25 protein-coding genes are annotated in these 26,910 nt (G+C 70.6%); 14 read left to right on the forward strand and 11 right to left on the reverse strand.

Going from position 1 to position 26,910, the window contains the following annotated elements; genetic code table 11:
• Window positions 1–76 precede the first annotated feature (76 nt).
• Complete coding sequence (locus MRBLMI12_RS18400) at window positions 77–502, forward strand: OsmC family protein (RefSeq protein WP_363357697.1); 426 nt, start codon at window positions 77–79, stop codon at window positions 500–502.
• Window positions 495–1,424 (forward strand): TIGR01777 family oxidoreductase, encoded by a 930-nt coding sequence (locus tag MRBLMI12_RS18405; RefSeq protein WP_363357698.1) that lies wholly within the window; start codon window positions 495–497, stop codon window positions 1,422–1,424. Before MRBLMI12_RS18400 ends, MRBLMI12_RS18405 begins: the two co-directional genes overlap by 8 nt.
• A gap of 40 nt (window positions 1,425–1,464) precedes the next feature.
• On the opposite strand, the gene MRBLMI12_RS18410 is transcribed toward MRBLMI12_RS18405, so the two are convergent.
• On the reverse strand, window positions 1,465–1,914 hold the full coding sequence (locus MRBLMI12_RS18410; RefSeq protein ID WP_363357699.1) for a tetratricopeptide repeat protein: 450 nt from the start codon (window positions 1,912–1,914) through the stop codon (window positions 1,465–1,467).
• Complete coding sequence (gene dapB, locus MRBLMI12_RS18415; RefSeq protein WP_363357700.1) at window positions 1,911–2,726, reverse strand: 4-hydroxy-tetrahydrodipicolinate reductase; 816 nt, start codon at window positions 2,724–2,726, stop codon at window positions 1,911–1,913. The genes MRBLMI12_RS18410 and dapB overlap by 4 nt, the downstream gene beginning before the upstream one ends.
• A gap of 72 nt (window positions 2,727–2,798) precedes the next feature.
• Between dapB and MRBLMI12_RS18420 the strand changes: the two genes are divergently transcribed.
• Window positions 2,799–3,272, forward strand: a complete 474-nt coding sequence (locus tag MRBLMI12_RS18420; RefSeq protein WP_349427046.1) for a GNAT family N-acetyltransferase — start codon at window positions 2,799–2,801, stop codon at window positions 3,270–3,272.
• A 23-nt stretch (window positions 3,273–3,295) separates the two neighbouring features.
• On the opposite strand, the gene MRBLMI12_RS18425 is transcribed toward MRBLMI12_RS18420, so the two are convergent.
• The 3 genes from MRBLMI12_RS18425 to MRBLMI12_RS18435 form a co-directional block, all read right to left on the reverse strand.
• A complete protein-coding gene (locus tag MRBLMI12_RS18425) occupies window positions 3,296–3,898 on the reverse strand; it encodes a histidine phosphatase family protein (protein WP_349427045.1) in 603 nt (200 codons plus the stop codon).
• 123 nt (window positions 3,899–4,021) lie between these two features.
• The gene (locus MRBLMI12_RS18430) at window positions 4,022–5,083 is read right to left on the reverse strand and encodes an aldo/keto reductase (RefSeq protein ID WP_363357701.1); all 1,062 of its coding nucleotides are present in this window, start codon (window positions 5,081–5,083) and stop codon (window positions 4,022–4,024) included.
• Between the two features lie 316 nt (window positions 5,084–5,399).
• Complete coding sequence (locus MRBLMI12_RS18435; RefSeq protein ID WP_349427043.1) at window positions 5,400–7,691, reverse strand: polyribonucleotide nucleotidyltransferase; 2,292 nt, start codon at window positions 7,689–7,691, stop codon at window positions 5,400–5,402.
• A 335-nt stretch (window positions 7,692–8,026) separates the two neighbouring features.
• Between MRBLMI12_RS18435 and MRBLMI12_RS18440 the strand changes: the two genes are divergently transcribed.
• Genes MRBLMI12_RS18440 through MRBLMI12_RS18450 form a run of 3 tightly spaced genes read left to right on the forward strand, consistent with a single transcriptional unit; the run spans window position 8,027 to window position 9,132 of the window.
• Window positions 8,027–8,209 (forward strand): DUF5302 domain-containing protein, encoded by a 183-nt coding sequence (locus tag MRBLMI12_RS18440; RefSeq protein WP_308869768.1) that lies wholly within the window; start codon window positions 8,027–8,029, stop codon window positions 8,207–8,209.
• 15 nt (window positions 8,210–8,224) lie between these two features.
• Window positions 8,225–8,410, forward strand: coding sequence for a hypothetical protein (locus MRBLMI12_RS18445; protein WP_363357702.1), 186 nt, complete (start codon window positions 8,225–8,227; stop codon window positions 8,408–8,410).
• 35 nt (window positions 8,411–8,445) lie between these two features.
• On the forward strand, window positions 8,446–9,132 hold the full coding sequence (locus MRBLMI12_RS18450; RefSeq protein WP_363357703.1) for a YrhK family protein: 687 nt from the start codon (window positions 8,446–8,448) through the stop codon (window positions 9,130–9,132).
• An 89-nt stretch (window positions 9,133–9,221) separates the two neighbouring features.
• Here the strand turns inward: MRBLMI12_RS18450 and MRBLMI12_RS18455 are convergent, their stop codons facing one another.
• Window positions 9,222–10,673 carry a cation:dicarboxylate symporter family transporter gene (locus tag MRBLMI12_RS18455; RefSeq protein WP_363357704.1) on the reverse strand — a complete coding sequence of 484 codons (1,452 nt, stop codon included), beginning with the start codon at window positions 10,671–10,673 and terminating at the stop codon, window positions 9,222–9,224.
• 184 nt (window positions 10,674–10,857) lie between these two features.
• Here MRBLMI12_RS18455 and MRBLMI12_RS18460 point away from each other — a divergent pair, with 184 nt between their 5' ends.
• Both MRBLMI12_RS18460 and MRBLMI12_RS18465 read left to right on the forward strand, forming a co-directional pair.
• On the forward strand, window positions 10,858–12,117 hold the full coding sequence (locus tag MRBLMI12_RS18460; RefSeq protein ID WP_363357705.1) for a sensor histidine kinase: 1,260 nt from the start codon (window positions 10,858–10,860) through the stop codon (window positions 12,115–12,117).
• The gene (locus tag MRBLMI12_RS18465; protein ID WP_363357706.1) at window positions 12,114–12,797 is read left to right on the forward strand and encodes a response regulator; all 684 of its coding nucleotides are present in this window, start codon (window positions 12,114–12,116) and stop codon (window positions 12,795–12,797) included. Before MRBLMI12_RS18460 ends, MRBLMI12_RS18465 begins: the two co-directional genes overlap by 4 nt.
• Window positions 12,798–12,843: 46 nt before the next feature.
• Here the strand turns inward: MRBLMI12_RS18465 and MRBLMI12_RS18470 are convergent, their stop codons facing one another.
• Window positions 12,844–14,817, reverse strand: a complete 1,974-nt coding sequence (locus tag MRBLMI12_RS18470) for a glycosyltransferase (RefSeq protein ID WP_363357707.1) — start codon at window positions 14,815–14,817, stop codon at window positions 12,844–12,846.
• A 139-nt stretch (window positions 14,818–14,956) separates the two neighbouring features.
• Between MRBLMI12_RS18470 and MRBLMI12_RS18475 the strand changes: the two genes are divergently transcribed.
• Together MRBLMI12_RS18475 and MRBLMI12_RS18480 are read left to right on the forward strand one after the other, a co-directional pair.
• Window positions 14,957–15,616, forward strand: coding sequence for a DedA family protein (locus MRBLMI12_RS18475; RefSeq protein WP_363357708.1), 660 nt, complete (start codon window positions 14,957–14,959; stop codon window positions 15,614–15,616).
• Complete coding sequence (locus MRBLMI12_RS18480) at window positions 15,597–16,436, forward strand: DNA/RNA non-specific endonuclease (protein ID WP_363357709.1); 840 nt, start codon at window positions 15,597–15,599, stop codon at window positions 16,434–16,436. Before MRBLMI12_RS18475 ends, MRBLMI12_RS18480 begins: the two co-directional genes overlap by 20 nt.
• Before the next feature lie 12 nt (window positions 16,437–16,448).
• On the opposite strand, the gene MRBLMI12_RS18485 is transcribed toward MRBLMI12_RS18480, so the two are convergent.
• From MRBLMI12_RS18485 to MRBLMI12_RS18500, 4 genes are all read right to left on the reverse strand, one after another.
• Window positions 16,449–17,093 (reverse strand): FMN reductase, encoded by a 645-nt coding sequence (locus MRBLMI12_RS18485; RefSeq protein ID WP_363357710.1) that lies wholly within the window; start codon window positions 17,091–17,093, stop codon window positions 16,449–16,451.
• Between the two features lies 1 nt (window position 17,094).
• Complete coding sequence (locus MRBLMI12_RS18490) at window positions 17,095–18,294, reverse strand: LLM class flavin-dependent oxidoreductase (protein WP_349429116.1); 1,200 nt, start codon at window positions 18,292–18,294, stop codon at window positions 17,095–17,097.
• A 178-nt stretch (window positions 18,295–18,472) separates the two neighbouring features.
• On the reverse strand, window positions 18,473–20,245 hold the full coding sequence (locus tag MRBLMI12_RS18495; protein ID WP_363357711.1) for a glycoside hydrolase family 13 protein: 1,773 nt from the start codon (window positions 20,243–20,245) through the stop codon (window positions 18,473–18,475).
• Window positions 20,246–20,269: 24 nt separating this feature from the next.
• Window positions 20,270–21,385: an ROK family protein gene (locus MRBLMI12_RS18500; RefSeq protein ID WP_363357712.1), complete on the reverse strand. Its 1,116-nt coding sequence runs from the start codon at window positions 21,383–21,385 to the stop codon at window positions 20,270–20,272.
• Between the two features lie 125 nt (window positions 21,386–21,510).
• On the opposite strand from MRBLMI12_RS18500, the gene MRBLMI12_RS18505 reads away from it, so the two are divergent.
• Genes MRBLMI12_RS18505 through MRBLMI12_RS18520 form a run of 4 tightly spaced genes read left to right on the forward strand, consistent with a single transcriptional unit; the run spans window position 21,511 to window position 26,858 of the window.
• Window positions 21,511–23,679, forward strand: a complete 2,169-nt coding sequence (locus tag MRBLMI12_RS18505; RefSeq protein ID WP_363357713.1) for an alpha-galactosidase — start codon at window positions 21,511–21,513, stop codon at window positions 23,677–23,679.
• A 38-nt stretch (window positions 23,680–23,717) separates the two neighbouring features.
• Entirely contained in the window at window positions 23,718–25,004 is a 1,287-nt protein-coding gene (locus MRBLMI12_RS18510) for an ABC transporter substrate-binding protein (RefSeq protein ID WP_363357715.1), read from the forward strand.
• A 1-nt stretch (window position 25,005) separates the two neighbouring features.
• Window positions 25,006–25,941 carry a carbohydrate ABC transporter permease gene (locus MRBLMI12_RS18515; protein WP_414686234.1) on the forward strand — a complete coding sequence of 312 codons (936 nt, stop codon included), beginning with the start codon at window positions 25,006–25,008 and terminating at the stop codon, window positions 25,939–25,941.
• Window positions 25,941–26,858 (forward strand): carbohydrate ABC transporter permease, encoded by a 918-nt coding sequence (locus MRBLMI12_RS18520; protein WP_414686235.1) that lies wholly within the window; start codon window positions 25,941–25,943, stop codon window positions 26,856–26,858. Before MRBLMI12_RS18515 ends, MRBLMI12_RS18520 begins: the two co-directional genes overlap by 1 nt.
• The last annotated feature ends 52 nt before the right edge of the window (window positions 26,859–26,910 follow it).

The raw sequence follows: 26,910 nt of genomic DNA on the forward strand, positions 1-26,910 counted from the left end.
CGGCACGGCATCCGTCGCGGTTAGGCTGACGCGAGACGCCCACCACGCGGGCGCCGAGCGAGCGAGGAGGCCCCACATGACCGTCACCAGCGAAGCCACCACCGCCTGGAAGGGCGCACTGTTCGACGGGTCCGGGGAGGTCAGCCTGGTGTCGTCGGGCCTGGGCACCTACCCCGTCAACTGGAAGGCGCGCAGCGAAGGCTCGACCTCGGTCACGACCCCCGAGGAGCTCATCGCCGCGGCACACTCGTCGTGCTTCAGCATGGCGCTCTCGCTCGCGCTCGCCGAGAACGGCACTCCCCCGGAATCGATCGACACCACCGCCTCGGTGACCTTCAAGCCGGGCACCGGCATCACCGGCAGCCACCTCAACGTCAACGCCGTGGTGCCGGGCCTCGAACCCGAGGACTTCGAGCGCATCGCGCAGAGCGCGAAGAGCGGATGCCCGGTGTCGCAGGCCCTCGCCGGGATCGAGATCACCCTCGAGGCGACGCTTGCCTGAAGGCCGTCCGCCCGCCGGGGGCGGTCGGCGGATCGTCGTCGCGGGGGCGTCAGGGCTCGTCGGCGGGGCGCTCGTCGAGAGCCTCCGCGCCGATGGATACACGGTGACGACGCTCGTGCGCCGTCCGCCCGAGACCGCCGACGAGGTCGAGTGGCTGACGACGGCCGAGCCGCTCGATCCCGCCGTGCTCGCGGGCGCGGACGCCGTCGTCGGGCTCAGCGGCGCGAGCATCGGGCGATTCCCCTGGACCGCGAAGTACAAGAACACGCTGCTCTGGTCGCGCATCGTACCGACCCGCGCCCTCGCCCGCGCGGTGCGGGAACTGGGAACGGACGCCCCTCACTTCGTGTCGGGGTCGGCCGTCGGCTACTACGGCTCCCGGCCGGGCGCGCGGCTCCCGGAAGACGCACCGCGCGGCGAGTCGTTCCTCGCCGACCTGTGCGGCGAATGGGAGGCCGCGGCGTTCGACGCCGGGCCGGATGCCGGGGTTGCCGTCGTCCGCACCGCACCGATCGTGCACCCGCGCGGCGTGCTGAAACCCCTGCTGCTCCTCACCCGGCTCGGCGTCGCCGGGCCCATCGGCCGAGGCACGCAGGTGTGGCCGTGGATCTCGCTCGACGACGAGGTTGGCGCCATCCGCCACGTCATCGACGCCCGCCTCACCGGTCCGGTCAACCTCGCCGGCCCCACGCGCGCCACGGCCGACGATCTCGGATTCGCCCTCGCCGTGCGGATGAACCGCCCGTTCCTGCTGCGCGCGCCGGTCTGGGGCATGAGACTCGTGCTCGGCCCCGACGCCACCGAGGCGCTCCTCACCTCGGACGCGCACGTCGTGCCCTCCGCGCTACTGCTGTCGGGCTTCGAGTTCTCGCATCCGACCGTCGAGGACGCGGTCGCCGCCGCCGTGCCCGCCGCATCCTGATCCCGCGCGCCGGCTCGCTGCGACCGGCCGACGGCGCCGATCAGCGGGGACGGTCGCCGGTCTCGAGGCGGATCGCGGTCCGCACCGCCTCGCGCGCACGCCGCCGGTCGCCGGCGGCATCGTAGGCGAGGCCGAGCCGGTACCAGGCCCGCCAGTCGTCGGGGTGGGCCTCGGCCTCCGCGCGGTACGCGGGGAACACGGCATCCCCGTCCTCGCGCAGGACGCGGCCGCTCGGGCGCACCGCGACCTCGTCGGCCGGCAGCCCTCCCTCAGCCTCCAGCCGCCGGCCGAGCTGCTGCGCACGGACGCCGAACCACAGCTCGCGGCCGAGCGCCCAGGCGGCGATGACCGGGAGGACGACGAGGGCGATGCCCATCGCGATGCCGATCGGATCGCCGCTCGCGATCAGCAGCCACGCGCGCTGCCCGACGAGCACGATGTACAGCGCGAGCAGCGCCGCCATGACGACGACGCCGATGCGAGCGCTCATGCGCCGGTCGCGCGGGCGACCTGGCCGGGCACCCCACCCTCGTCGACGGGTCGCCCGTCGGCGGGTGCCGCGCGACCGCCGATGCCGATGTCGATCAGGCTGTCGAGTCCGATGATGACTCCGGTGGCGTCGCGCGCCGCCGCGAGGGCGAGACGGATGCCGGGACCGTACGCCTGCGCGGGCTCGACGGTGTCGTGCACGATCGTGAGGGACTCGCCGGCTCCCGACAGGATCGTCTCCTGGCGGGCGACGACTCCGGGGCGGCGCAGCGAGTGGATCGGCACGCTGGCGACCTGCTGTCCGCGGGCGCGCTGGTCGACGTGGGGCGACTCGACCGGGCCCACCGTCTCACGGGCGGACGCGATGAGCTCGGCGGTGCGCACAGCGGTGCCGCTCGGCGAGTCGATCTTGGTCTCGCGGTGCGCCTCGACGATCTCGATCGAGGGGAAGAAGGGCGCCGCGGCCGCCGCGAGGGCGGAGCCCAGCACCGAGCCGATCGAGAAGTTGGGGATGAAGACCGCGCCGGTGCCCGCCGCCTCGACGAGCGGGCGCACGAGAGCGATGCGCTCGGCGGACCACCCGGAGGTGCCCACGAGCACGTTGATGCCGCGCTCGATCGCCGCACGCACGACATCGATCGACACCGCCGGCGTCGAGGCGTCGACCACCAGATCGGCGCCGTCGAGCTCGGACAGCTCGGAGCGCGACGACAGGACGCCCGCGACCTCGAACCCGGGCTCGGCCTCGACCGCGTCGCGGATGATCGCGCCCAGCTTCCCGGTGCCGCCGACGATGGCCACGCGTGTCGTCATGGATCCATCCTAGGCGGCGCCCGGACACCACTCCTGGCGGGCGGCAGCCGCGCCGACGCCTACCCTGGAGGGGTGGTGAAACTGCGCTCCTCCCCCGTCGACGCACCCGATGCACACGCACTCCTGGCCGAGTACTTCCAGATCCGCACCGAAGGGTTCGCGGTCCAGGGCGTCTCGTATCGCACCACCTTCCCCGATCCGGCGGCGTTCATGCCGCCCGCAGGCGTCTTCGTCGTGCTCGACGACGACGAGGGCGTCGCCCAGGGCTGCGGCGGCATCCGTCTCATCGCGGAGGGGCCGCTCGGCACCCGCTACGAGCTCAAGCACCTCTACCTCCGCCCGTCCACGCGCGGCCGCGGCTGGGGGCGCCTCATCGTCGAGGACCTGGAGCGGCGAGCCCGCGAGTTCGGGGCGGCCGAGCTCGTGCTCGACACCCACCACTCGCTCGAGGCGGCCGGCGCCCTCTACGCGCGCACCGGCTTCGAGGCCATCGAGCCCTACAACGACAACCCCAACGCCTCCCGCTGGTACGGCAAGGCGCTCTGAGCGCAGGCCGGTCGTGGGCCGCGTCAGACCGGGTAGACCTCGGGAAGGCCGGTGCGCAGCTCGACGGGCAGGTGCGCCATGTCGTTGTGCGACAGGAGCGTCCACGGGCGCCCCTGCTTCTGCGCGATCACGGTCAGGCCGCAGTGCGCCTGGTTCAGCGTCATCCACCGCCAGTCCGGCGCCTGCAGCACCTCTCGGACGAACCACGCGATCACGAAGTTGTGCGTGATGAGCAGCTCGTGCACCTCGCCGCGCTTGCGGGCGAGGAACTCGCTCGTCGCATCGGCCATCTGTGCGCGTCCGGCCTCGACCTCGGCCTCGGTGACCGAGCCGAAGAACGGCTCGAAGGCCGCCGGCGTCTCGTCGGTCATGCCGGTGGGCACGCAGTCGAATAGCAGCGCCGACGGCTCGGGGGACAGCGAGGGCATGCGCTCGGCCACCGCCCGTGCGGTCTGGCTCGCCCGCTCGAGCGGCGAGTGCCACACCGCGTCGAACGGAACCCCCGAGAGTCGATCCGCGAGCAGCGCCGCCTGCCGGCGCCCGCGAGGGGACAGTGGCCCGTCGATCAGTCCGTGCTCGGCATCCTGGTGTTCGCCGTGCCGCACGAGGTAGATGTAGTGCGTCACGCAGCTCACTCCGTCGGGGGTCACGTGCCGGGGAAGGCACTTCCTCCACACTACGACACCCCATAGACGCCGCCCGCGAGGCTGTGGAGGGGCGCGTCGCCCCCGCTCTGGGAGCGTTCGGCCCTACTCCGAGGCGCGCGCGATATCGGACAGCTGGGCCCGGCTGAGCCGGACGCCGACGCCCTGCACGAGCTCTTCGACGTGCTGCGGCGCGTACGCGTTCACGATCGGCGCGACGACGAGCTTCTGCGCGAGCAGCCACGCCATGGCCACCGCGGCGTCGGGCACGCCGAGCTCGGCACCGACGGCGTCGAGCGCACGGAGCGTCCGGCTGCCGCGACGATTCAGGTTCGCTGCCAGCTGCGCGCCGCGCACCGACAGGGCGCCCCGCAGCTTCGACCGCTGCCGGCCCGCCAGGAACCCGTGCTCGAGAGCGTGGGACGGCGTCACGGCCATCCCCTGCGCACCCGCGACGAGGCGCAGGTCGGCATCGAACTCGTGGCGGCGCAGCACGTTGAAGGGGACGTCCAGCACCGTGATGCGCGGATAGCCCGCCGACGCGAAGATGCGCGCCTCGACGAGCTGCGCCGCGCTGTATCCGATGGCGCCCAGCGCCCGGACCTTGCCGGCCTCGACGAGCCATTCCGCCGTCGCGAGCGTGTCTTCGAGAGAGGATCCCGGGTCGGTCGTCGCATCGAGGTAGAGCACGTCGATGCGGTCGGTGCGCAGCCGCGTCAGCGAGGCCTCGACGGCCCGCACCAGGTTGACCGGCCCGAGCCCGGGGTTGTCGGCGTGGCCGCCGACGCGGACCGCGAGCACGATGTCGTCGCGCAGGCCGCGCGACTGCAGCCACTGGCCGATGATGTGCTCGCTGCGGCCGCTGGAGTAGCTGTCGGCGGTGTGCACCGCATTGCCGCCCAGCTCGACGTAGGCGTCGAGGATCGCATGGCTCGACTCCAGGTCGACGTTCCACCCGAATTCGGCGGCGCCGAGGATCAGGGGGAACACGTCGGCGCCGCTCTCCCCGAGTGCGACGCGGACATTGCTGCCCACCGAAGGGCCCTGGACGGGGATCGGGGCGGACGGGTGCGGACCGCGTGCGCTGCCGCTCTGCGGCGTGGGAGCGGTGGTCGCGGCATCCGGGCTCGCCGGTGGGAGCGTCGAGTCAACGCCGAAGTAAGCCATGTCCCACCCCCTCACGACTGCCCCTCGGGGCTTCGTGATCACTGTGCGCGCGCCCCCCGGCGCGTACTCACAGGCTAGGACAGTCCGGACAGCACGCCGGTCACTGAGGCGAACTGTCGATAAACATTACATAACGCTTTCATCACGAACCCCGGGTCCTTGCCGATTTGTCCCCCTTTCGGGGGACAGATTGAGCGATCTGCAGACCGGACGACGGATGCCCGCCCCTCGGACGAGGGACGGGCATCCGTGAACCTGCGGCTTTCACGCCCGCTGAACGCGGTCAGTGGGGGCGCGAGCCCTGCAGCGCTGCCGTTCAGCCTTCGGCGGGACCCTCGGGGCCTTCGCTGGCCGCAGCGCGGCCTTCCTGGTCGGCCGCCTCTTCGAGCACCGGCTCGAGCGAGAGCTTGCCGCGGTCGTCGATCTTCGTGATCTTCACGAGGAGCTTCTGACCGACGTTGAGCACGTCCTCGACGTTCTCCACGCGCTTGCCGCCGGCGAGCTTGCGGACCTCGCTGACGTGCAGCAGGCCGTCCTTGCCGGGCAGGAGCGAGATGAACGCGCCGAACGTCGCGATCTTCACGACCGTTCCGAGGAACTGCTCGCCGACCTCCGGGTTGGTGGGGTTGGCGATCGCGTTGACCTGGGCACGGGCGGCCTCGGCCGACGGGCCGTCGGTCGCGCCGATGTAGACGGTGCCGTCCTCCTCGATGGAGATCTGCGCGCCGGTCTCGTCCTGGATCGCGTTGATCGTCTTGCCCTTCGGGCCGATCAGCTCGCCGATCTTGTCGACCGGGATCTGCACGCTGATGACGCGCGGCGCCGTGGGCGCCATCTCGTCCGGACCGTCGATCGCGGCGTTGAGCACACCGAGGATCGTCAGGCGGGCCTCGCGGGCCTGCTGCAGCGCGGCGGTCAGCACCGACGACGGGATGCCGTCGAGCTTCGTGTCGAGCTGGATCGCCGTGACGAACTCGCTGGTGCCGGCCACCTTGAAGTCCATGTCACCCAGGGCGTCCTCGGCGCCGAGGATGTCGGTCAGCGCGGCGTAGCGCGTCTGTCCGTCGACCTCGTCCGACACGAGACCCATCGCGATGCCTGCGACGGGAGCGCGCAGCGGCACACCCGCGTTCAGCAGCGACAGCGTGGACGCGCACACCGAGCCCATCGACGTCGAGCCGTTGGAGCCGAGAGCCTCGGACACCTGACGGATCGCGTACGGGAACTCCTCGCGGCTGGGCAGCACCGGCACGAGCGCGCGCTCGGCGAGGAAGCCGTGCCCGATCTCGCGACGCTTCGGCGAACCGACGCGGCCGGTCTCACCGGTCGAGTAGGGCGGGAAGTTGTAGTGGTGCATGTAGCGCTTGTGCGTGACGGGCGACAGCGAGTCGATCTGCTGCTCCATCTTGAGCATGTTCAGCGTGGTGACGCCCAGGATCTGGGTCTCGCCGCGCTGGAAGATCGCCGAGCCGTGGACACGCGGGATGACCTGCACCTCGGCGTCGAGCGGACGGATGTCGGCGAGGCCGCGGCCGTCCATGCGGACACCCTCCGCGAGGATGCGACCGCGGACGATCTTCTTGGTCACCGACTTGTAGGCGGCCGAGAACTCGAGCGTCGCGACGGCGGGGAGCTCCCCGGCCTCGACGGCCGCGAGCAGCTGTCCCTTGACCTCGTCCTTGAGCGCGTCGTCGGCGTTCTGACGCTCCTGCTTCTCGGCGATCTGGTAGATCGGCACGAGACGGTCGTAGGCCCGACCCGCGACGAAGTCGTACGTCTCCTGGCTGTAGGGCAGGAAGACCGGGAATTCCTTGATCTCCTTGGCAGCCGTGTTGGCGACGACGTTCTGCGCGGCGACGAGCTGCTTGATGAAGGGCTTCGAGGCCTCGAGGCCCTCGGCCACGACCTGCTCGTTCGGCTTGGTCGCGCCGCCCTTGATGAGGTTCCACGAACCCTCGGTGGCCTCGGCCTCGACCATCATGATCGCGACGTCCTCGTTGCCATCGGCATCGGTGATGACGCGACCGGCGACGATGAGGTCGAAGACGGCGTCCTCGAGCTGCGTCACGGTCGGGAAGGCGATCCACTGGTCGGCGTTCTCGCCGTGGCCGGGGATGAGCGCGAGGCGCACACCGGCGATCGGGCCCGAGAACGGCAGACCCGAGATCTGGGTCGACAGCGAGGCCGCGTTGATCGCGAGCGCGTCGTAGAACTCGCCCGGCGCGATCGAGAGCACGGTCACGACGATCTGCACCTCGTTGCGGAGGCCGTCGACGAACGACGGGCGCAGCGGGCGGTCGATGAGACGGCACACCAGGATCGCCTCGGTCGAGGGGCGACCCTCGCGGCGGAAGAACGAACCGGGGATCTTGCCCGCGGCGTACGAGCGCTCTTCGACGTCGACGGTCAGCGGGAAGAAGTCGAAGCCCTCGCGGGGCTGCTTGCTCGCGCTCGTGGCCGAGAGGAGCATCGTCTCCTCGTCGAGGTAGGCGGCGACCGCGCCCTGCGCCTGCTGCGCGAGACGTCCGGTCTCGAACCGGACGGTACGGGTGCCGAAGCGGCCGTTGTCGAGAACGGCTTCCGCGGCGGTGATTTCAGGACCTTCCAAGAGGTCTCTCCTTCTTTGTTTAGGCTCGCACGCGCGTTTCGCGCACGAGCTTGTGCGAAGGAGCAGGAACAGGCAGATCTCGGCGCGCGGCGATCGCCGCGATTCGCGCCAGCACTGGCCACCAGTAGAAATCCACCCGGCGCCGGTGCGACGAGGAGACCACCACAGGGGACCAGCTAGCTGCCGGCCTGCTCCGTGAGCTCATATTGAATTGAGCGGATGCCCGAGGGCAGCCTGTCCGATCCTATCAGTGGTGCCCGTCCCGGCCTCACCGTCGGCGGGCCGCGGGGAAACTCCGAATGACATCGTCGCCGGGCGTGCGTAGGGTGGGGGTCATGAGCACCGACGAGAAGCCGGCGGGCGCGGCATCCGATGAGATGAAGCGCAAGTTCAAGGAAGCACTCGACAAGAAGAATGCGCAGCACCGCGAAGGAGAGTCCCACCTCGACGGAGACTCGGCCGTTCACGGGACCCACGGGGCTGTGACCAAGCGCGAGTTCCGCCGCAAGAGCGGCTGACGATCGAAGGCCGGCATGAGCGACTTCCGTGAGCGGATCCCCGACGACGAGCGCGATGTGCCGCTCGACGACGACGCCGAGTTCGAGCTGCCACCGGCGACCCTCGACCCGATGGAATCGGTCGAGAAGCAGGTCGACGAGCTCGATCTGGAGGAGCGGGAGTCGGCCGTCGAGTCCGGCGAGCTCGATCCCGACGCGTGAGCGACGGCTCCCCGCACCAGGAGGACGCCGCAGCCGTGGCAGATGACGTCGCGGGCGTCGCGCCCGACAGGGTGCGGCGGCTCCGCCGGGAGGCATGGGGCTTCGCGATCGGCTCGCTGTGCTTCTTCGCGGGAGCGCTGCCGCTGTATGCGGACTGGGCGGGCACGGTGTGGACCAACGTCACGTTCTTCGTCGGCTCCGTGTTCTTCACCGTCGCGGCGCTGATCCAGCTGCTTCTCAGTGGACGCCGTCCGCCGAGAGGACGCACGAACCGGCCCGACCGCGCGGACTGGTGGTCCGCCGCCATCCAGTTCGCCGGGACGCTGCTGTTCAACGCCTCGACGCTCGTCGCACTGCTCGCCGCGATAGCCCGTCCCGACGCGGTCGGCGTCGGATGGCGCCCCGACGCCTGGGGGTCGGTCGCGTTCCTGGTGTCGAGTTTCCTGGCGATCGAGGCCACCCGCGGTCGGGAGCGCCTGTGGGATCGCGATGCCCGCACCTGGCACGGCACCGGCCTCAACATGCTCGGGTCGATCGCGTTCGGCGTGTCCGCGGTCGCGGCCTATGTGGTGCCGGCCACGGGCGATCTCGTCAGCCTGAGGTGGACGAACCTCGGCACCGCGATCGGTGCCCTCTGCTTCTTCGCCGCCGCCGTGCTGTCACGCCGCACCATCCACCACGGCGACATCCTCAAGCGCCTTCGCCGTCACCCGGCGGGGTGAACCGGTCGCACCGCGAAAGGCGCGCCTAGCCTGCCGACGCAGAACTCCGCGCCCCGGTGCCGTGGCACGAGGGCGCGGAGGTCTCCGGGTCAGCGCGTGAGCTGCGCGGCACGATCCCGCGCGCGCTGCTCCTTGGCCTCCGCCTCCACGACGGCGGCCTCCTCAAGGCCCTGGACGCCCACGGCATCCGGCGACTCCGACATCCCGTCGTGGTCGCTGCCCGACAGCGTGGCCTCGTCGAACGGCAGCTCGCCGGCGAGCACCCGCCGGGCGCGCGAGGCGTCGAACTCCTTCGTCCACGAGCCGATCAGCACCGTCGCCACCGCGTTCCCGGTGAAGTTCGTGAGAGCGCGGCCCTCCGACATGAACCGGTCGATTCCGACGATGACGCCGACGCCGTTGACGAGGTCGGGGCGGTAGGCCTGAAGGCCACCGGCCAGAGTCGCCAGACCTGCGCCGGTGACGCCGGCGGCACCCTTCGACGCGATGATCATGAACACCAGCAGGCCGATCTGCTCGCCGATCGACATCGGCGCGCCCATGCCGCTGGCGATGAACAGCGACGCCATCGTGAGGTAGATCGCCGTGCCGTCGAGGTTGAAGGAGTACCCGGTGGGCACGGTGATGCCGACGACGGGCTTGGAGACGCCCAGGTGCTCCATCTTCGCGATCAGGCGCGGCAGCGCCGACTCCGAAGACGACGTTCCCACGATGAGGAGGTACTCGCGGGCGAGGTACTTGATGAGGCTGAAGATGCTCACCCGGGTCACCGCGTACAGCAGCGTGCCGAGGATCCCGACGATGAACACGATGCAGGTGATGTAGAACGCGACCATGAGCAGGCCCAGGCTCCAGATCGCCGCGATGCCGGTGTCGCCGACGACGGCGGCGATCGCGCCGAACGCGCCGATCGGCGCCAGCCAGAGGATCATGCCCAGGATGCGGAAGACCAGCGCCTGCAGGTGCTTCACCGCGTTCATGATCGGCTGCCCCTTGGCGCCCATCTGCTGGAGCGCGAAGCCGACGAGCAGGGCGATGAACAGCACCTGGAGGACGCTCTCCCCCGTGAAGGCGGAGAAGAATGTCGTGGGGATGATGCCGAGGAGGAACTGCTCGGTCGTCTTGGCCTCGGCCGTAGCCTCATAGGTCGCGGTCGCCATGTTGAGGCCCTCGCCGGGATGCAGGAGGTTGCCGACGACGAGGCCGATCGCGAGCGCGAACGTGGACATCACCATGAAGTACAGGAGGGCGAGCCCGCCGATCTTGCCGACCGTCGCGGCCTTCGCGATCGAGCCGACGCCCACGACGATCGTGCAGAAGATGATCGGCGCGATCATCATCTTGATGAGGCTGACGAACGCGACGCCGAGGGGCCGCATCGCCTGTCCCACCTCGGGCCAGAGAAGCCCCACCGCCGCACCCAGCACCACCGCGGCGATCACCGCGACATAGAGCCACGTGTGCTTGTCCCATGCCTGCTTGCCACGGCGCCAGTTGAAGCCGGGAAGGGTGAACGAAGTCGTCCGGGTCGAAAGAGCCATCATCGCCTCCTGTGTGAACAGTCGTTGTCCGAGCCGCCGGAACCGGATGCGGGTCCGACGTTGTGCCCAGCGTGCGCGTCGCCGGTAGGTGCGCTGAGTTGTGGTCGTATTGGTCGCGGAATCGCGGGCCCGCGATCGACGCCGGCGGGGGAGGATGGAGCGAGCACAGCCACGAGGAGGTCGCATGCGCGCAGACGCTCGCCGTGTCAGCGCGGCGTCGCTGGTCTTCGTCGCCGTGGCGGCCGCCGTCGCCGTCCTCGTCGCGCTGCTCGCGGTGCTCCTCGTCCTCGATGCGCAGCGCTCCGCCCGGGCGGAGGCAGAGGAGGTGACGCGCGGGGTCGCGACGTCGATCGCCGTCGCACCGTCCGTGGCGGACGCTCTCGCCGCCGGCGACGCCACCGCCGTCCTCCAGCCGTTCGCGGAGGGCATCATGGCCGGCGCCGGCGTGGACTTCGTCACGATCATGACGCCCGACGGCATCCGCGTCACCCACCGCGATCCCGCCGAGATCGGGCGCACGTATCTCGGAACGATCCCGACGGAGCCCGTGCCGCTGACCGAGGAGTTCGCGGGCACGCTCGGCCCGTCGGTGCGGACGATCGTGCCGGTCGAAGTGGGCGGCGTCGTCGTCGGCTGGGTGTCGGTGGGCCGGACTGTGGGCAGCATCGCCTCCGACCTCCTCCCCCGGCTTCCGTTCGTCATCGTGATCGTGCTCGCGGTGCTCGTGGCGGGCCTCGCGGGCGCCCTCCTCGCCCGGCGCACCACGCGCCGGCTGGCGGGGGATCTGCCGGCCGGCAGCATCCGCGACGCCGTCGCCTCATACGAGTCGATGCGCACCCTGGGCGAGGCGCTCCGGGCGCAGACGCACGAGCACGGCAACCGCATGCACACCGCCGTGTCGCTGCTCGAGCTCGGCCGCACCCGCGAGGCGATCGAGATCCTCACCGAGACGTCCCGCCAGAGTCAGGCGCTGGTCGACCAGGTCGCCGCGCGCCGCGACGGCGACCCGACGGTGGGCGCGCTGCTCCTGGGCAAGGCGGCGCAGGCTCGCGAGCACGGCGTCGAGTGGAGTGCCGAGATCGACCCCGCCGCCCCGCGCAGCGTGCTCTCGCCCGTGGACGCCGTCTCGGTGGTCGGCAACCTCATCGACAACGCGCTGGATGCCGCGGCCTCGGGCGAGCCGCCGCGCTGGGTGCGCATCGCCTTCGAGCCGGCCCTGCCGGGCGGGCTCCGGATCGTCGTGACCGACAGCGGCTCCGGCATCCCGGACGATCTGCGGGAGCGGGTGTTCGAGCACGGGTTCTCGACCAAGCCCGCGGGCGCGGACGGGCGTGGCGTCGGCCTGGCGCTCGTGCGGTCGATCGTCGAGGACGCGGGCGGGAGCATCTCGATCGACGCCGCGCCGACCACCTTCACGGCCGTGCTGCCCGCGAGGCGGCCGTGATCGGGGTGCTGCTCGTCGACGACGACGCGCTGACGCTCGAGCTGCACCGCACCTATGTGGAGCGGCTCGACGGGTTCCGCGTGGCCGCGGAGTGCACGGGTGCGCGGGCGGCCGTGGCGGCCATCCTCGGCCGAGCCGCAGACATCGATCTCGTGCTCCTCGACGTCACGATGCCGGACGGCACCGGACTCGACGTCCTGCGACAGATCCGCGCGCGGGCGTCCGATGTCGACGTCATCGCGGTCACCGGCGTCCGCGATGCCGACGTGGTGCGCCAGATGGTCAGCCTGGGGGTCTCGCAGTACCTGGTCAAGCCGTTCACGTTCGGCGTCTTCCGCGAGCGCCTCGAGCAGTACCGCGAGTATCGCCAGCGGGCGGCGGAGGCGGCGGGGTCGCCGACGCAGTCGGAGATCGACGCGCTGCTCGGCGCATTCCGTCCCGCGCTGCCCGTGGCCCTTCCCAAGGGACTCGCGGGCGACACGCTCGCGAAGGTGACGGCCGATGTGCGGGAGCACGGACCGGTGTCGGCCGGGGAGTCCGCCGCGCGGCTCGGGATGTCGCGCGTCGCGGCACGCCGCTACCTCGAGCACCTGGTCGAGGCCGGCCGGGTGAGCCGTTCGCCGCGCTACGGCACCCCGGGCCGGCCCGAGTCGGAGTACGCCTGGCGCGACGGCGCCTGACACCGCAGGAGCCGCGTCGGCGCCGCTCCGGGAGCCCCGGAGCGGGTCACGTGGTCCGGCTGCGGGAGCGCACCTCGCCGCCCCCGCCGATGACGACGTACGCGCTGTGCTTCGGCGCGACGCCGTCGCCCGCCGTGCGTCCCCTCAGACGGCGCCATGCCCAGGGCAGGACGTCGCGGCTCAGCCACGTCCCCTGTGCGACCGGGTCGTCGTCGGCGTGGAGGGCGGCGTCGAGTCCGCCGAGCGCCTCGGCATCGCGGACGCCGAGGGTCTCGGCCGCGCGATAGGCCAGGAACCGGTGTCCTCGCGAACGCAGGTGCACCCGGTCGGACGCCCAGAGCTCGAGGTCGCCGATGGCGGGGATCGCGTCGAGGTCGAGGAGCAGGGCGCCGGTGCCCGCGGCGATCCGCCGCAGCTCGGAGGCGAACGCGGCGAACCTGCGCTCGAACAGGACCGCCGCGCGTCGGCGTGGAAGGAACGGTGTGACGAGGAGGACGTCGATACCGGCGTCCCGCAGCGTGCGGACGGACGCCTCGAGCTCCGCCGCGAGCCGGGTGATGTCGACGCGCCGGCCGACGAGATCATTGGCGCCCATCAGGATCGACACGAGGTCGGGGCGCAGCGACAGCGCCTGCGGAAGCTGCTCGGCCGTGAGGTGGCGCACCCGGCGACTGCGCACGGCGAGGTTCGCGTAGCGGAACGGCGCCGTGCCGGTCGCCTCGTGCGCGAGCAGCTGCGCCAGGCGATCCGCCCAGCCGCGGTACTGCCCCGCCGGCATACGGGAGGTGTCGCAGAGTCCTTCGGTGAGCGAGTCGCCGAGGGCGACGTAACGCGACCAGCGCGGCCGGACCGCGGCCACGGCGGCGGGCGACGATGGACGGATGCCGGCACGCCGGCGCTGTGCGTCGTCGAGGGGGCGCAGCATCCGTGCGTCCTCGTAGTGCCCGACGAGCTGACGGCACAGGGCATCCCACGAGCGGTCGCGCACCGAATCGCGGGCCGCCACCGCGAAGGCACGGCGCTTGCCCGCGTCGCCGGCGAGGTCGGCGACGCGGGCGCGGAGGTCACGCAGATCGCCGGGGCGGTACAGCCAGCCGTCGACGCTCGATCGCACCAGGTCGACGGGCCCGCCGATCCCGGTCGCCACGACGGGCACGCCGCTGGCGAGAGCCTCCTGGATCGTCTGGCCGAACGTCTCGCTCTCCCCCGGATGCACGAACACGTCGAAGCTCGCCAGTGCCTCGGCGAGCGCGCTGCCGGTGAGGTGACCGGTGAACACGGCATCGGGCAGCGCCCGCTCGAGCGCGGGGCGCGCGGGCCCGTCGCCGACGATCACCAGGCGCGTGCCGTCGATGCCGGCGAGCGCGGCGAGGTCTTCGACCTGCTTCTCGGGTGCGAGCCGGCCGACGTAGCCCACGATCGTGCGGCCCGGGGCGACGCGCGCGCGCCACGTGTCGCTCCGCCGCTCCGGGCCGAAGCGGGCGGTGTCGACGCCCCGGCCCCATCGGCGCAGCCTGTCGACGCCGAGAGCTTCGAGCTGCTGCAGAGACGCTGTCGACGGAGCCAGCGTGAGTGTGGCGCGCCGGTGCAGCCGCGCGACGTGGCGGCCGACGAGGGCCGCAGCCTGCGGCATCCCGTACTTCTCCGCGTACGCGACGACGTCGGTCTGATAGACCGCGACGGCCGGCACGCGCAGCGCGTCGGCGGCGGCGAGGCCCTGCCAGCCCAGCACGAACGGCGACGCCAGGTGCACGACGTCGGGCCGGAACTCGCGGAGGATCGCCGTCAGGCGCGCGGCCCGGGCGAAGACGATGCGCACCTCCGGGTACGACGGCAGCGGCGTCGACCGCAGCAGCTCGGTGCGGGCGCCGTGGAGGTCGGTGGTGATCTCGCCGGCGCGCGGCGCGATGACGAGGGTCTCGTGGCCTTCGGCGGCGAGATGACGGAGGACATGGAGCACCGAACCCGTCACCCCGTTCATGTGGGGCAGGAACGACTCGGCGAGCAGTGCGACTCTCACGCCTCCAGGGTGACCGGGTGGAACGGGGCGGATGCCGCGAACCGGCGCGCGCACGGAAGTGTTCACCCGATGCACCTCGGCACGCCACCGGACGTGCCCCGTTCCGTCGCCGTTCACCGCGGCGGAGTACCAAGGAGACGTGGTCGAGGAGCTGCTGATCGAGGTCGCGCGGAGTCCGTGGGCACTCGTCGTGCTGTTCACGCTGGTTCTGGGCGACGCGTTCCTCGTGGTGATCCCGGGCGAGGCGGCGGTGACGGCGTTCGGCGCCCTCTCGGTGTCCGGCGGGGAGCCGCCCCTGGGCGCGGTCATCGCGGTCGCGACCGTCGCCGCGATCGCCGGGGACGCCGCCTGCTATCTCGTCGGGCGCACGATCGGGCTCGACCGGTGGCGCTGGATGCGGGCACCGCGGGTGCGTGCCGCGCTGACGTGGGCGCAGGCGCGCCTCGAGCAGCGGACGGCGCTCGTGCTGTTCACCGCGCGCTTCATCCCGTTCGCCCGTCTCGCGGTCAACCTCGCCGCGGGGGCGACCCGGATCGGCGCCGCGCGGTACCTGGCCGTCGATGCGCTGGCGGCATCCCTGTGGGCGCTGTATCAGGCGCTCATCGGCGCGGCGGTGGCGACGCTGCTGCCCGGCGGGCCGGTGGTCGCCGTGGTCGTCTCGGTGGTGGTGGCGGTGGGCGTCGGCATCGGCATCGACGCGGTGCTCGCGCGTCGCCTGCGCGGCGGCCGTGCCATCGGCTCGCGCGTCGACCGTCGGCGCGACCAGCCAGGATGGACTCGTGGCAGACGAGACCTTTGACGCATACGATGAGCGGTTCCTCGGCATCCCGCTCCCCCTCCCGCGCCCGTCGGCGGCGCGTGAGGTGCGCCTCCTCACCTACCCGCGGTTCACGATCCTGCTCGAGCCGCAGCGGCGGCTCGCCGTGGTGACGGCGGTGAACATCGACGGCTCTTCGCTGCGCGACCTGCCACGCACGGGCGAATGGCAGCTGGATGCCCGGGCACCCGCGGCGGAGCAGGCCGGCCCCGCCGTCTACGCGTCGAACGACCTCGATCGCGGGCACCTGGTGCGTCGCCGGGATCCGGGATGGGGCACGACCGTGCAGGCGCGCGAGGCGATGGAGGCCACCTTCGTCTATCCCAACGCGGCCCCGCAGGCGAGCGGGTTCAATCAGTCGAAGGAGCTGTGGCTGGGTCTCGAGGACCATGTGCTGGAGTTCGCCGACACGACCGACGAGCGGCTGAGCGTCTTCACGGCCCCGGTCCTCGCCGACGACGACCCGCCGTATCGCGGCATCCGCATCCCGCGCCGCTTCTTCAAGGTCGCCGCGTGGGCGACACAGGAGGGAGGGCCATCGCCGCGCCTTGCGGCGGCGGGCTTCCTGCTGGACCAGTCGGAGCTCATCGACGTGACGCAGGGAGCCCTCGCCGTGCCCTCGCTGGGTGCCTTCCGCACGTTCCAGGTGCCGATCTCCGACATCGAGACGCTCACCGGTGTCGATCTCGGAGAGCTCGTCGACGCCGACGTGATGCGCCAGGTCGGGCGTGCCGGCACCGCGGTGCGCGGAGAGGACGCGTGGCGCCCCCTCCGCGCACCGGAGGACATCGTGCTGGACTGAGGGTTCGCGGGGCTACTCCCCCGCCAGACCGCCCAGCAGGTGGCCGAACGAGCGGCCCTCGCCCAGGTAGTTGGCGGGATCGAACGGATCCGAGTCGGTCGCCGGCTCCCGCCGCGCGATCGCATCGGCGAGCTCGCGCGCACCGCGGTCGATCCGCTCTGCGAGCGGCGCGATGTTGTCGGCCGACGCACCCCAGTCGCTCGACGCGGCGAACACGCCGGTCGAGACCGGCTCGGCGTGCAGGTACGTGAACAGCGGCCGGATCGCGTAGTCGATCGCGAGCGAGTGGCGGGCGGTGCCCGCGTTCGCGCCGATCAGCACGGGCTTGCCGGTGAGGGCATCGGGGTCGAGCACGTCGATGAAGGACTTGAACAGCCCCGAGTAGCTCGTGGAGAAGATCGGCGTGACCGCGATGACCGCGTCGGCCGAGACGACCGCGTTGATCACGGACTCCAGGGCGGGCGGAGCGAACCCCGTCAGGAGGTTGTTCGTGATGTCGTGCGCGTAGTCGCGCAGCTCGAAGACGTCGACCTCGATCTCGATGCCCCGCTCCGACAGCTGCTTCGTCGTCGCGGCGGCGAGCCGGTCGGCGAGCATGCGCGTCGAGGACGGGTTCGACAGGCCTGCCGAGATGACGGCGATGCGACGCGCGGTCATGTCACGCCTCCTTCCGGCCGAGGCCGAACGCGGCGCCCGCGGGCGCCGGGCTGTCCTGGTACGGGCTGGTTCCCACGAGGTTGTCGCCACGGTTCGCTCCGGGCACCGCCTGGCGCGGCGCCTGGTCGCCATAGGCCGCGGCCACGAGGTTCGCGTGGGTCGGGGCATCCGGGACCTCCGGCGCGCGGTTCTTCTGCAGCTCCTTGCGGAGCACCGGGACGACCTCACCGCCCAGGATGTCGAGCTGCTCGAGCACCGTCTTCAGCGGCAGGCCGGCGTGGTCCATGAGGAAGAGCTGGCGCTGGTAGTCGCCGTACGTGTCGCGCATGGCGGCGTAGCGATCGATCACCTGCTGGGGCGAGCCCACCGTGAGGGGCGTCATCTCGCTGAAGTCCTCGAGCGACGGGCCGTGGCCGTAGACCGGCGCGTTGTCGAAGTACGGGCGGAACTGCGTCACCGCGTCCTGCGACTTCGCCGCCATGAACACCTGGCCGCCGAGGCCCACGATCGCCTGCTCGGGCGTGCCGTGACCGTAGTGCGCGTAGCGCTGGCGGTACAGCTGGATCAGGCGCTGGTAGTGCTCCTTCGGCCAGAAGATGTTGTTCGCGAAGAAGCCGTCGCCGTAGTAGGCCGCCTGCTCCGCGATCTCGGGGGTGCGGATCGAGCCGTGCCACACGAACGGCGCCACGCCGTCGAGCGGACGCGGGGTCGACGTGAAGCCCTGCAGGGGCGTGCGGAACTGACCCTCCCAGTCCACGACGTCCTCACGCCACAGGCGGTGCAGCAGGTTGTAGTTCTCGATCGCGAGCGGCAGGCCCTGGCGGATGTCCTTGCCGAACCACGGATACACCGGGCCGGTGTTGCCGCGCCCGATCATGAGGTCGGTCCGCCCGCCCGACACGTGCTGCAGCATCGCGTAGTCCTCGGCGATCTTCACCGGGTCGTTCGTGGTGATGAGCGTCGTCGCGGTCGACAGGATGAGCCGCTCGGTCTGCGCGGCGATGTACGCGAGCGTCGTGGTGGGCGACGACGACCAGAACGGCGGGTTGTGGTGCTCGCCGAGGGCGAAGACATCCAGGCCCACCTCCTCGGCGTGCTTGGCGATCTCGATGGTCGCCCGGATCCTCTCGGCCTCACTGGGCGTGGTGCCGTCGGTCGGGTCCTGGGTGATGTCGCTCACCGTGAAGATGCCGAACTGCATTCCCGACCACGTGGTGCTCTCGCTCACGATCGCTTCTCCGCTCCCCTGACTCAGGGCTCCGTTCGCCGTGCGGGATCTCCGTCGCGGACGAATCTATGCAAATGAATGTATCTCGTGCAACGCGTGCGTACCAAGGTTATTCCCGAGCGGATGCCGCCGACTCTCGGCATCCGCACGATCACGGGTGGTGGGGCGCCGCGCGCAGCACCACGGCCTCCCACGGCCGCAGCGTCATCACGCCAGACGCCACCGGCGGCCGGTCGTCGTAATTGCCGATCACGAGCTCTGCGTACGCCGGATCGACCCCGTCGACCTCGATGTCCTGCGGGTCCCCCGAGAAGTTGCCGGCGACGAAGAGGGTCGGACCCTCGCCCGAGCGCGTAAACGCGTAGACGCGAGGATGATCCGGCGCGACCAGGGCGAAGTCGCCGAGCCGCACCACCGGGTCGTCGTGACGCAGCGCGATGAGGCGGCGGTAGTGGTGGAACACGGATGCCGGATCCGCGCGCTCCGCTTCCGCGTTGACCGTCACGTGATTCGGGTTCACCCCGATCCACGGCGTGCCGGTCGTGAATCCCGCCGACGCGGTCGCGTCCCACTGCACCGGCGTGCGCGAGTTGTCGCGACTGCCCGATCCGAGCGCCTCCACGAGCTGCTCGTCGGTGAGCCGGCCGTGGGCACGGGCTTCGGCGGCGAAGCGGAGCGACTCGATGTCGCGATAGTCCGAGAGCTCGCGCAAGTGCGCGTTCGTCATCCCGAGCTCCTCGCCCTGGTACACGTACGGCGTGCCCCGGTGCAGATGCAGCACCGTCGCGAGCATCGTCGCGGACTCCCGGCGATACGCGCTGTCGTCGCCGAACCGCGAGACGCTGCGGGGCTGGTCGTGGTTCTCCCAGTACAGCGCGTTCCAGCCGGCGTCGAACAGCCCGTGCTGCCAGCGCGCCATCGTCGCCTTCAGCTCGCGCAGGTCGAGCGGGCGCAGATCGAACCGCCCACCGGGGCCGTGATCGATGTGGACATGCTCGAACGTGAACACCATGTCGAGCTCCCGGCGGGAGGGGTCCGTGAACAGGCGGCCGTCCTCGACGGTGGCGCCGGGCGTCTCGCCCACCAGCAGCAGCGCTTCGCGGCGGCCCTCGAACACCTCGCGGTGCATCTCCTGCAGGAACTCGTGGAGGCGCGGGCCGTTGACCGTCTGCAGGCGGCTGTCGCCGAAGCGCCCGTCCACGACCACGCCGTCGGCCAGCGATCCGTCCGCGCCGACCACCTTCGAGATGAGGTTGATCACATCCATGCGGAAGCCGTCGACGCCGCGGTCGAGCCACCAGCGCATCATGTCGTAGACGGCCGCCCGGACGTCCGGGTTCTCCCAGTTGAGGTCGGGCTGCTTGCGGCTGAACAGGTGGAGGTAGTACTCCCCCGTCGCCTCGTCGAGCTCCCATGCGGGCCCCGAGAAGGCCGAGGCCCAGTTCGTCGGCTCGGCGCCGGGTGCGCCGGCCGCCATGCCCTCCCGCGGCGGACGCCACCAATACCAGTCGCGCCGTACGGAGTCCTTGGACGATCGCGACTCGACGAACCACGGATGCTCGTCGCTGGTGTGATTGACCACCAGGTCCATCACGACGCGAATGCCCCGCTCGTGCAGTGCGGCGATGACATCGTCGAGGTCTGCCAACGTGCCGAACAGCGGGTCGACGTCGCGATAGTCGCTGATGTCGTAGCCGTTGTCGTCCTGTGGACTGCGATAGATCGGCGAGAACCACACCACGTCTATGCCGAGCTCCACGAGATGGTCGATGCGGCGCAGCACGCCGCGCAGGTCACCGACGCCGTCGCCGTCGGAGTCCTGGAACGACCGCGGATAGATCTGGTAGACGACGGCACCGGTCCACCAGGCGGGCGTGTCGTCGGCAGCGATGTCTGCAGATGCGGTCTTGGGGTCGTGGCTCATGAGGGCGTCCTGGTCGGTGAGGGGTCAGTCGAGTCGCAGCCGATCGACGGCGGCTTGGATGGCGACGGCGGCTGCGCCACGAGCCCACGCCGTGAATCCCGAGTCGTCGACGTACAGCCGCACCGGCTCGGCGCGGGGATCGCGCCCGGCGGCGATGGCGGCACGCACACGGTCCTCGGCGATCGCGAAGAGCCCGATGCCCTCGCCGGCCAGCACCGCAGCGGTCTGGAAGGTCAGATTCGCGGCGAGCGCGATCAGGCGGCCGAGCGCATCAGCCGCGGCGTCGACGACCGCGGCAGCTGCCGGCTCGCCGGCCACGGCGCGTTCGAGAGCCTCGTCGTACGAGATGGGGCGCTGCATCGCCGCCGAGACCTGCGCCGCGATGGAGCCCGACGTGAGCATGGCCTGCGAACAGCCGCGGTGCCCCGCCTGGCACAGCGGACCGTTGTCGTTCAGCGGGATGTGTCCGCCCAGCCCGAGGCCCGCCTCGGCCGAGCGCACGACCTCGCCGCCCACGACGAGGCCATAGCCGACGCCCGCGCCGATCGTCAGAACGACGAAGCCCGGGATGCCGCGGCCGAGACCGAACCACCGCTCCGCCTCGGCGAGCGCGACGAGATCGTTCTCGAGCGCGACCGGAACACCCAGTTCCTGCTCCAGCAGGGACGCGAAGGGAACGTCCTCCCACTCCAGGAACGGCGCGTAGCGCACGGTGCCGTCATCGACGGCACCGCCCAGCGCGACGCCGACGCCGACCAGCGCCTCGACCTCGAGCGCGCGGATCACCTCGGCGATCCGCGCGGCGACGCCGGTCGGCTCATGGGTGTCGAGCGCGGCGGTGCGCTGGGCGAGCAGTGCGGCCCGCACGTCGGTCACGACGACCTCGAGGGCATCGCCGGTGACCTTGACACCGGCGAAACGGCCGAGCCCGGGTGCGACATCGAGCGGCCGGACGGGGCGCCCGACCAACCCGTCCGCGAGATCGTCGAGCTCCACGAGATAGCCGCGGTCGAGGAACGGCTTGGCCAGCCGGGTGAGGCTCGCCGGCGACAGGCCCAGGCGGTTCGTGAGCGCGCTGCGCGCGATGGGCCCGTGGATGAGCACCGCTCGCGCGAGCGCACGTTCGCTGTCCGTCAGCATCGTCGGCGGCTCCCCTCCCCGTGGGCAATGATTCCATCATGGCACGAATCGCGCGGTATCAGCACCTTTCTATCGACCATTCCGACCCTTGCAGTCTCTATTACTTCCATGCTAGAACTAACTCCATGCACAGGACCGACCCGCTGCTCGACGCCGAGCACACCGCTCCCGCTCCGGCCGCGCGGGTGCTCCACCTCAGGCGCGGCGGAACGAGCGTCGTCGTCGACCTCGATGCCGCCCCCGCGCCCGCGATCGTCCACTGGGGTGCCGCGCTCGTCGACTCGACACCCGCCACACTCGCGGGGCTGGCGATCGCGGCGCGCGGCCAGCGCGTCTCGGGCGGCCTCGACGCCACGCCGGCTCTGACGCTCCTGCCGACGGGCGCCGAAGGATGGTTCGGCACGCCCGCTCTCGAGGGACACCGCGACGGTTCGGGGGTCAGCATCCTCCTCAGGGTCGTCGACGTGCAGGCGGGCGAGCACCGGGCGAGCATCGCCCTCGCCGATGCAGAGGCCGGACTCGCCGTGCGGGCCGAGCTGCGCATCGGGCAGAGCGGGCTCTTCCGCCAGCGCATCACGGTGCGCAACACCGGCGCCACTGCCTACGTCCTGCAGACGGTGCAGCCGACCTTCCCCTTGCCCTGGGACGCGACCGAGGTCCTCGACACGACCGGGCACCACCTGCGCGAGCGCTCGCCCCAACGGCGAGGCCTCACCTTCGGCTCCCACGTCAGAGAGAGCCGCCGTGGCCGCACCGGTGCGGACGCCGCGATCCTCCTCGCTGCGGGCCGCCCCGGCTTCGGCTTCGAGGGCGGGCGCGTGCACGGCATCCACGTGGCGTGGAGCGGAAACCACCGCGTCCTCGCGGAACGCACGGTGAGCGGCGACGCCTTCTTCGCCGGTGGCGAGCTCCTCCTGCCGGGCGAGATCGTCCTGCCGAGCGGCGCCGCCTACAGCTCCCCCTGGGTCATCGGCTCGTGGGGCGACGGTCTCACGGAGCTGTCCCGACGATTCCACGACGAGTGGCGCGCGCGCCCCCAGCACCCGCGGCGCCCGCGCCCGGTGACGCTGAACACATGGGAGGCCGTGTACTTCGATCACTCGCTCGAGCGGCTCACGGCTCTCGCCGATGCCGCGGCATCCGTCGGCGTCGAGCGCTTCGTCCTCGACGACGGCTGGTTCGAAGGTCGCCGCGACGACACCGCGGGCCTCGGCGACTGGACGGTGGACGGGGAGGTCTGGCCCGACGGCCTGCACCCGCTCGTCGATCACGTCCGCGCGCTCGGCATGGAGTTCGGACTCTGGGTCGAGCCCGAGATGGTCAACCCCGACAGCGACCTCGCGCGCCGGCATCCGGACTGGATCCTGCGGGGACGGATGTCGCTCCCGCCGTCCGCGCGGCAGCAGCAGGTGCTCGACCTCTCGCACCCCGAGGCCTACGCCCACATCGCCGCACGCCTTCACGCCCTCCTCGACGAGTACCCGATCGCCTATCTCAAATGGGACCACAACCGCGATCTGGTGGATGCCGGCGGCGGACCGGCCGGGAATGCGCGCGTGCACGAGCACACCCTCGCGGTCTACCGTCTGCTGGACGAGCTGAAGGCCGCCCACCCCGGCCTCGAGATCGAGAGCTGCGCGTCGGGCGGTGCGCGCGTGGATCTCGGCATCCTCGACCGCACCGACCGTGTCTGGACCAGTGACAGCCTCGATCCGCTCGAGCGCCTCGACAACCAGAGGCACACCGGCATCGTCGTGCCGCCCGAGATGCTGGGCATGCACCTGACGAGCCCCGTCGTCCACTCGTCGGGACGCACGGTCTCCCTCGGCCTGAGCGGCGCCGTCGCGCTGTTCGGCCACTTCGGCATCGAGTGGGATCTCACCACGCTCGACGACGCCACACGCACCGGCATCGCGCAGTGGGTGGCGCTCGCGAAGCGCCTGCGCCCGCTCATCGCATCGGGCCGGGTCGTCCACGTCGACGGCACCGAACCGGGGATCGATGTGCGGGGCATGGTCGCCGCGGATGCGGCATCCGCCGTCTTCACGATCGTCCAGGCCGCCACGAGCGCCGCCTACCCGCCGGGACGGATCCGCATGCCCGGGCTCGACCCCGCGCGCAGCTACCGCCTCCGCGTGCTGATGCGCGACGGCGCCGACGCGGGGCAGTCGCCGCTCGCCTGGGCGGACGCGGCGCCCCTGCTGACAGGCCGCGAGCTCGCCGAGGCGGGTGTCCGCGCACCCGTGCAGCGCCCGCAGCAGGCCATGGTCGTCGAACTCACCGCCGAGAACTGAACACACCTCTTCCCACCCCACGCGCAAGGAGGCGCACGATGAGAACCACTCACCGACGATGGATCCGGCCGCTCGCGGTCGCCGCCATCGCCGCAACGGCCGCCGCCGTCGGCGGCTGCGCACAACAGCCGGCCGACGGCGTCACGACCCTGAACTTCTTCCAGTTCAAGGGCGAGGCGCTCGAGGACTTCAACGAGATCATCGCGGACTTCGAGGCGGAGAACCCCGACATCCGCGTCGTGCAGAACCAGGTGGCGGACGCGGACACCGCGATCCGGACGCTCCTGGTGAAGGATCGCGTCCCCGATGTCATCACCCTCAACGCCAACGGCAACTTCGGCCGGCTCGCCCAAGCCGGGGTGTTCTACGACTTCTCGGAAGAACCGGTGCTCGACACCATCAACCCGGCTGTGCAGGAGATCCTCGCCGACCTGGGCACTTACGGGGACGAGGTGAACGGCCTCGGGTACGTGAACAACGCCAACGGCATCATCTACAACCAGGACATCTTCGACCAGCAGGGCCTCGAGGTCCCCGAAACGTGGGACGAGCTCATCGCTGTCTGCGATGCGCTCATGGATGCCGGCATCCAGCCGTTCTACGGAACCCTGGCCGACTCGTGGACCGGCATCCCCTCGTGGAACGCCCTCGGCGCGTATCCCGCGCAGGACGGATTCTTCGACAAGATGCGCGAGCAGGGCGCGGACGTGGGCCCGGAATCCGAGGTGTCGTTCGAGAAGGACTTCACCGAGGCGATGGATCGGCAGTACCAGCTCTACTCGTACATGCAGGAGGGCTATCGCGGAAAGACGTACGACGACGGCAACGCGGCGTTCGCGCGTGGCGAGTCCGCGATGCTGCTGCAGGGCATCTGGGCCACCAATCCGATCAAGCAGGTGAACCCCGACATCCGGATGGGGATCTTCCCCTACCCCACGGACGAGCCCGGTGAGAGCCTGCTCGTCTCGGGCGTCGACGTGGTGTTCACCCTCGGCAAGGACAACCCGAAGCACGATGCGGCGATGCGATTCATCGACTACGTGTTCCAGCCCGACGTGATCGAGCGTTTCGCGCAATCGCAGAACATGGTGCCCTCGGTCGAGGAGGCCGAGCTCAGCGACGATCCCGCACTGCAGTCCGTGCGGCCCTTCTTCGAAGACCAGAGGATCACCGGCTTCATCGACCATCAGATCCCGCCGGCGGTCCCGCTGATCCCCACCGACCAGCAGTTCCTCTTCGATGGAGACACCGAGAAGGCGCTCAAGACCCTCGACAGCGAGTGGGCCAAAGTGGCCGCCCGCACGATCCCCGTGACGGGAGAATGACATGGCCACCCTCACCGAAGCCGTTCGATCCACTCCGGCCGGCAGCGCCCGCAAGCGCGCCACCCGCACGCGCACGGACTCGTCCCACGCCCCCGCGACCTACTACTGGATGGTGTGGCCGGCGGTCATCGCATTCGCCGCCTTCCACACCCTGCCGGTCGTCGTGGGCATCTTCTTCAGCTTCACGAACTACGCCGGCTACGGCGCCTGGAACTTCGTGGGCCTGTCGAACTACCTCAACCTGTTCCGCGACGATCGCGTGCTGCAGGCATACGGGTTCTCGTTCCTGTTCGCGATCGTCGCGACGATCCTCACGAACGCGTTCTCGCTGGCCATCGCGCTCGGACTCAACGCCAAGATCAAGGCGCGCAACTTCTGGCGCGGCGTGTACTTCGTGCCCTACATCCTGGCGATCCTGGTGATCGGCTACGTGTTCCAGTTCTTCTTCTCGAACTCGCTGCCGAAGATCCTGTCGGGCATCCCGCTCTTCCGAGACAACATCCTGACCAACGAGACGTGGGCCTGGACGGCCATCGTCGCGCTGGCGGTGTGGCAGGCCTGCGCGTTCGCGATCATCATCTACCTCTCGGGGCTGCAGACGATCCCCGCAGAGCTCTACGAGGCGTCGTCTCTCGACGGCGCGTCGCCGTGGCGGCAGTTCCGCTCGATCACGTTCCCGCTCATCGGCGCCTTCTTCACCATCAACGTGGTGCTGAGCCTGAAGGGCTTCCTGCAGGTCTTCGACCCGATCGTCGCGCTCACCAACGGCGGACCGGGAACGTCGACCGAATCGGTGACGCTGCTCATCTTCCGGGGCGGCTTCTCGGGCGGCGAGTTCGCCTACCAGACGGCCAACGCGGTGGTGTTCTTCATCGTGATCACGATCGTCTCGCTCTTCCAATTCCGGGTCCTTCAGCGCAGAGAGGCCGATTTCTGATGACCACCATGACCAACACCGCATCACAGCTGGAACAGGATGTGGACGCCGTCACGGCCAACACCGGACGCAAGCGGCGAGGTGCGCCCGACGACGACACCCGCAGGACCAACTGGTGGGCGACCGCCCTGATCGCGGTGTGCTCGCTCACCGTGCTGATCCCGCTGTACCTGGCCGTCGTCGTCGCCCTCAAGACACCGGATCAGCTGACGCAGGGCACCGGGTTCGAGCTTCCCAACCCGATCCGGTGGGAGAACTTCGCCGACGCCTGGGTACGCACGAGCTTCCCGCAGGCACTGCTGAACACGGCGATCATCACCGTCGGCTCGGTGGTCTTCACGCTGCTGACGAGCTCGATCGTGGCGTACGCCCTGGCCCGGAACATCCACCGGCCGTTCTTCAAGGGCGTGTTCTTCTACCTGCTCGCCGCGCTGTTCATCCCGTTCCCGATCATCATGCTGCCGCTGGTCAAGCAGACGTCGATCCTCGGGCTCGACAACCAGGCCGGCATGATCATCCTTTACACGATCTATGGGCTGTCGCTGAACATCTTCATCTACACGGCCTACATCCGCTCGATCCCGATCGAGCTCGAGGAGGCGGCGCGGGTCGACGGCGCCTCCACCTGGCGGATCTTCTGGTCGGTGATCTTCCCGCTCCTCATGCCGATGAACGCGACTGTCGGCATCATCACGTGCGTCTGGGCGTGGAACGACTTCATCATGCCGCTCGTGGTGCTGACCGAGCCCTCCGCACGGACGCTCTCCCTCGCGCAGTACGTGTTCCAGGGGCAGTTCAACACGGACTACACCGTGGCGTTCGCGTCCTACCTCATGGCGATGGCACCGCTGCTGATCGTCTACATCTTCAGCCAGCGCTGGGTGATCTCCGGCGTCACGCGCGGCTCGATCAAGTGATCAGGGGAACGGTCCCCACGGCCTCTCCGAGTGGAGGGGCCGTGGGGACCGT

Origin of the sequence: Microbacterium sp. LMI12-1-1.1 (genome assembly GCF_040676455.1) — a bacterium.
Classification (GTDB): Bacteria; Actinomycetota; Actinomycetes; order Actinomycetales; family Microbacteriaceae; genus Microbacterium.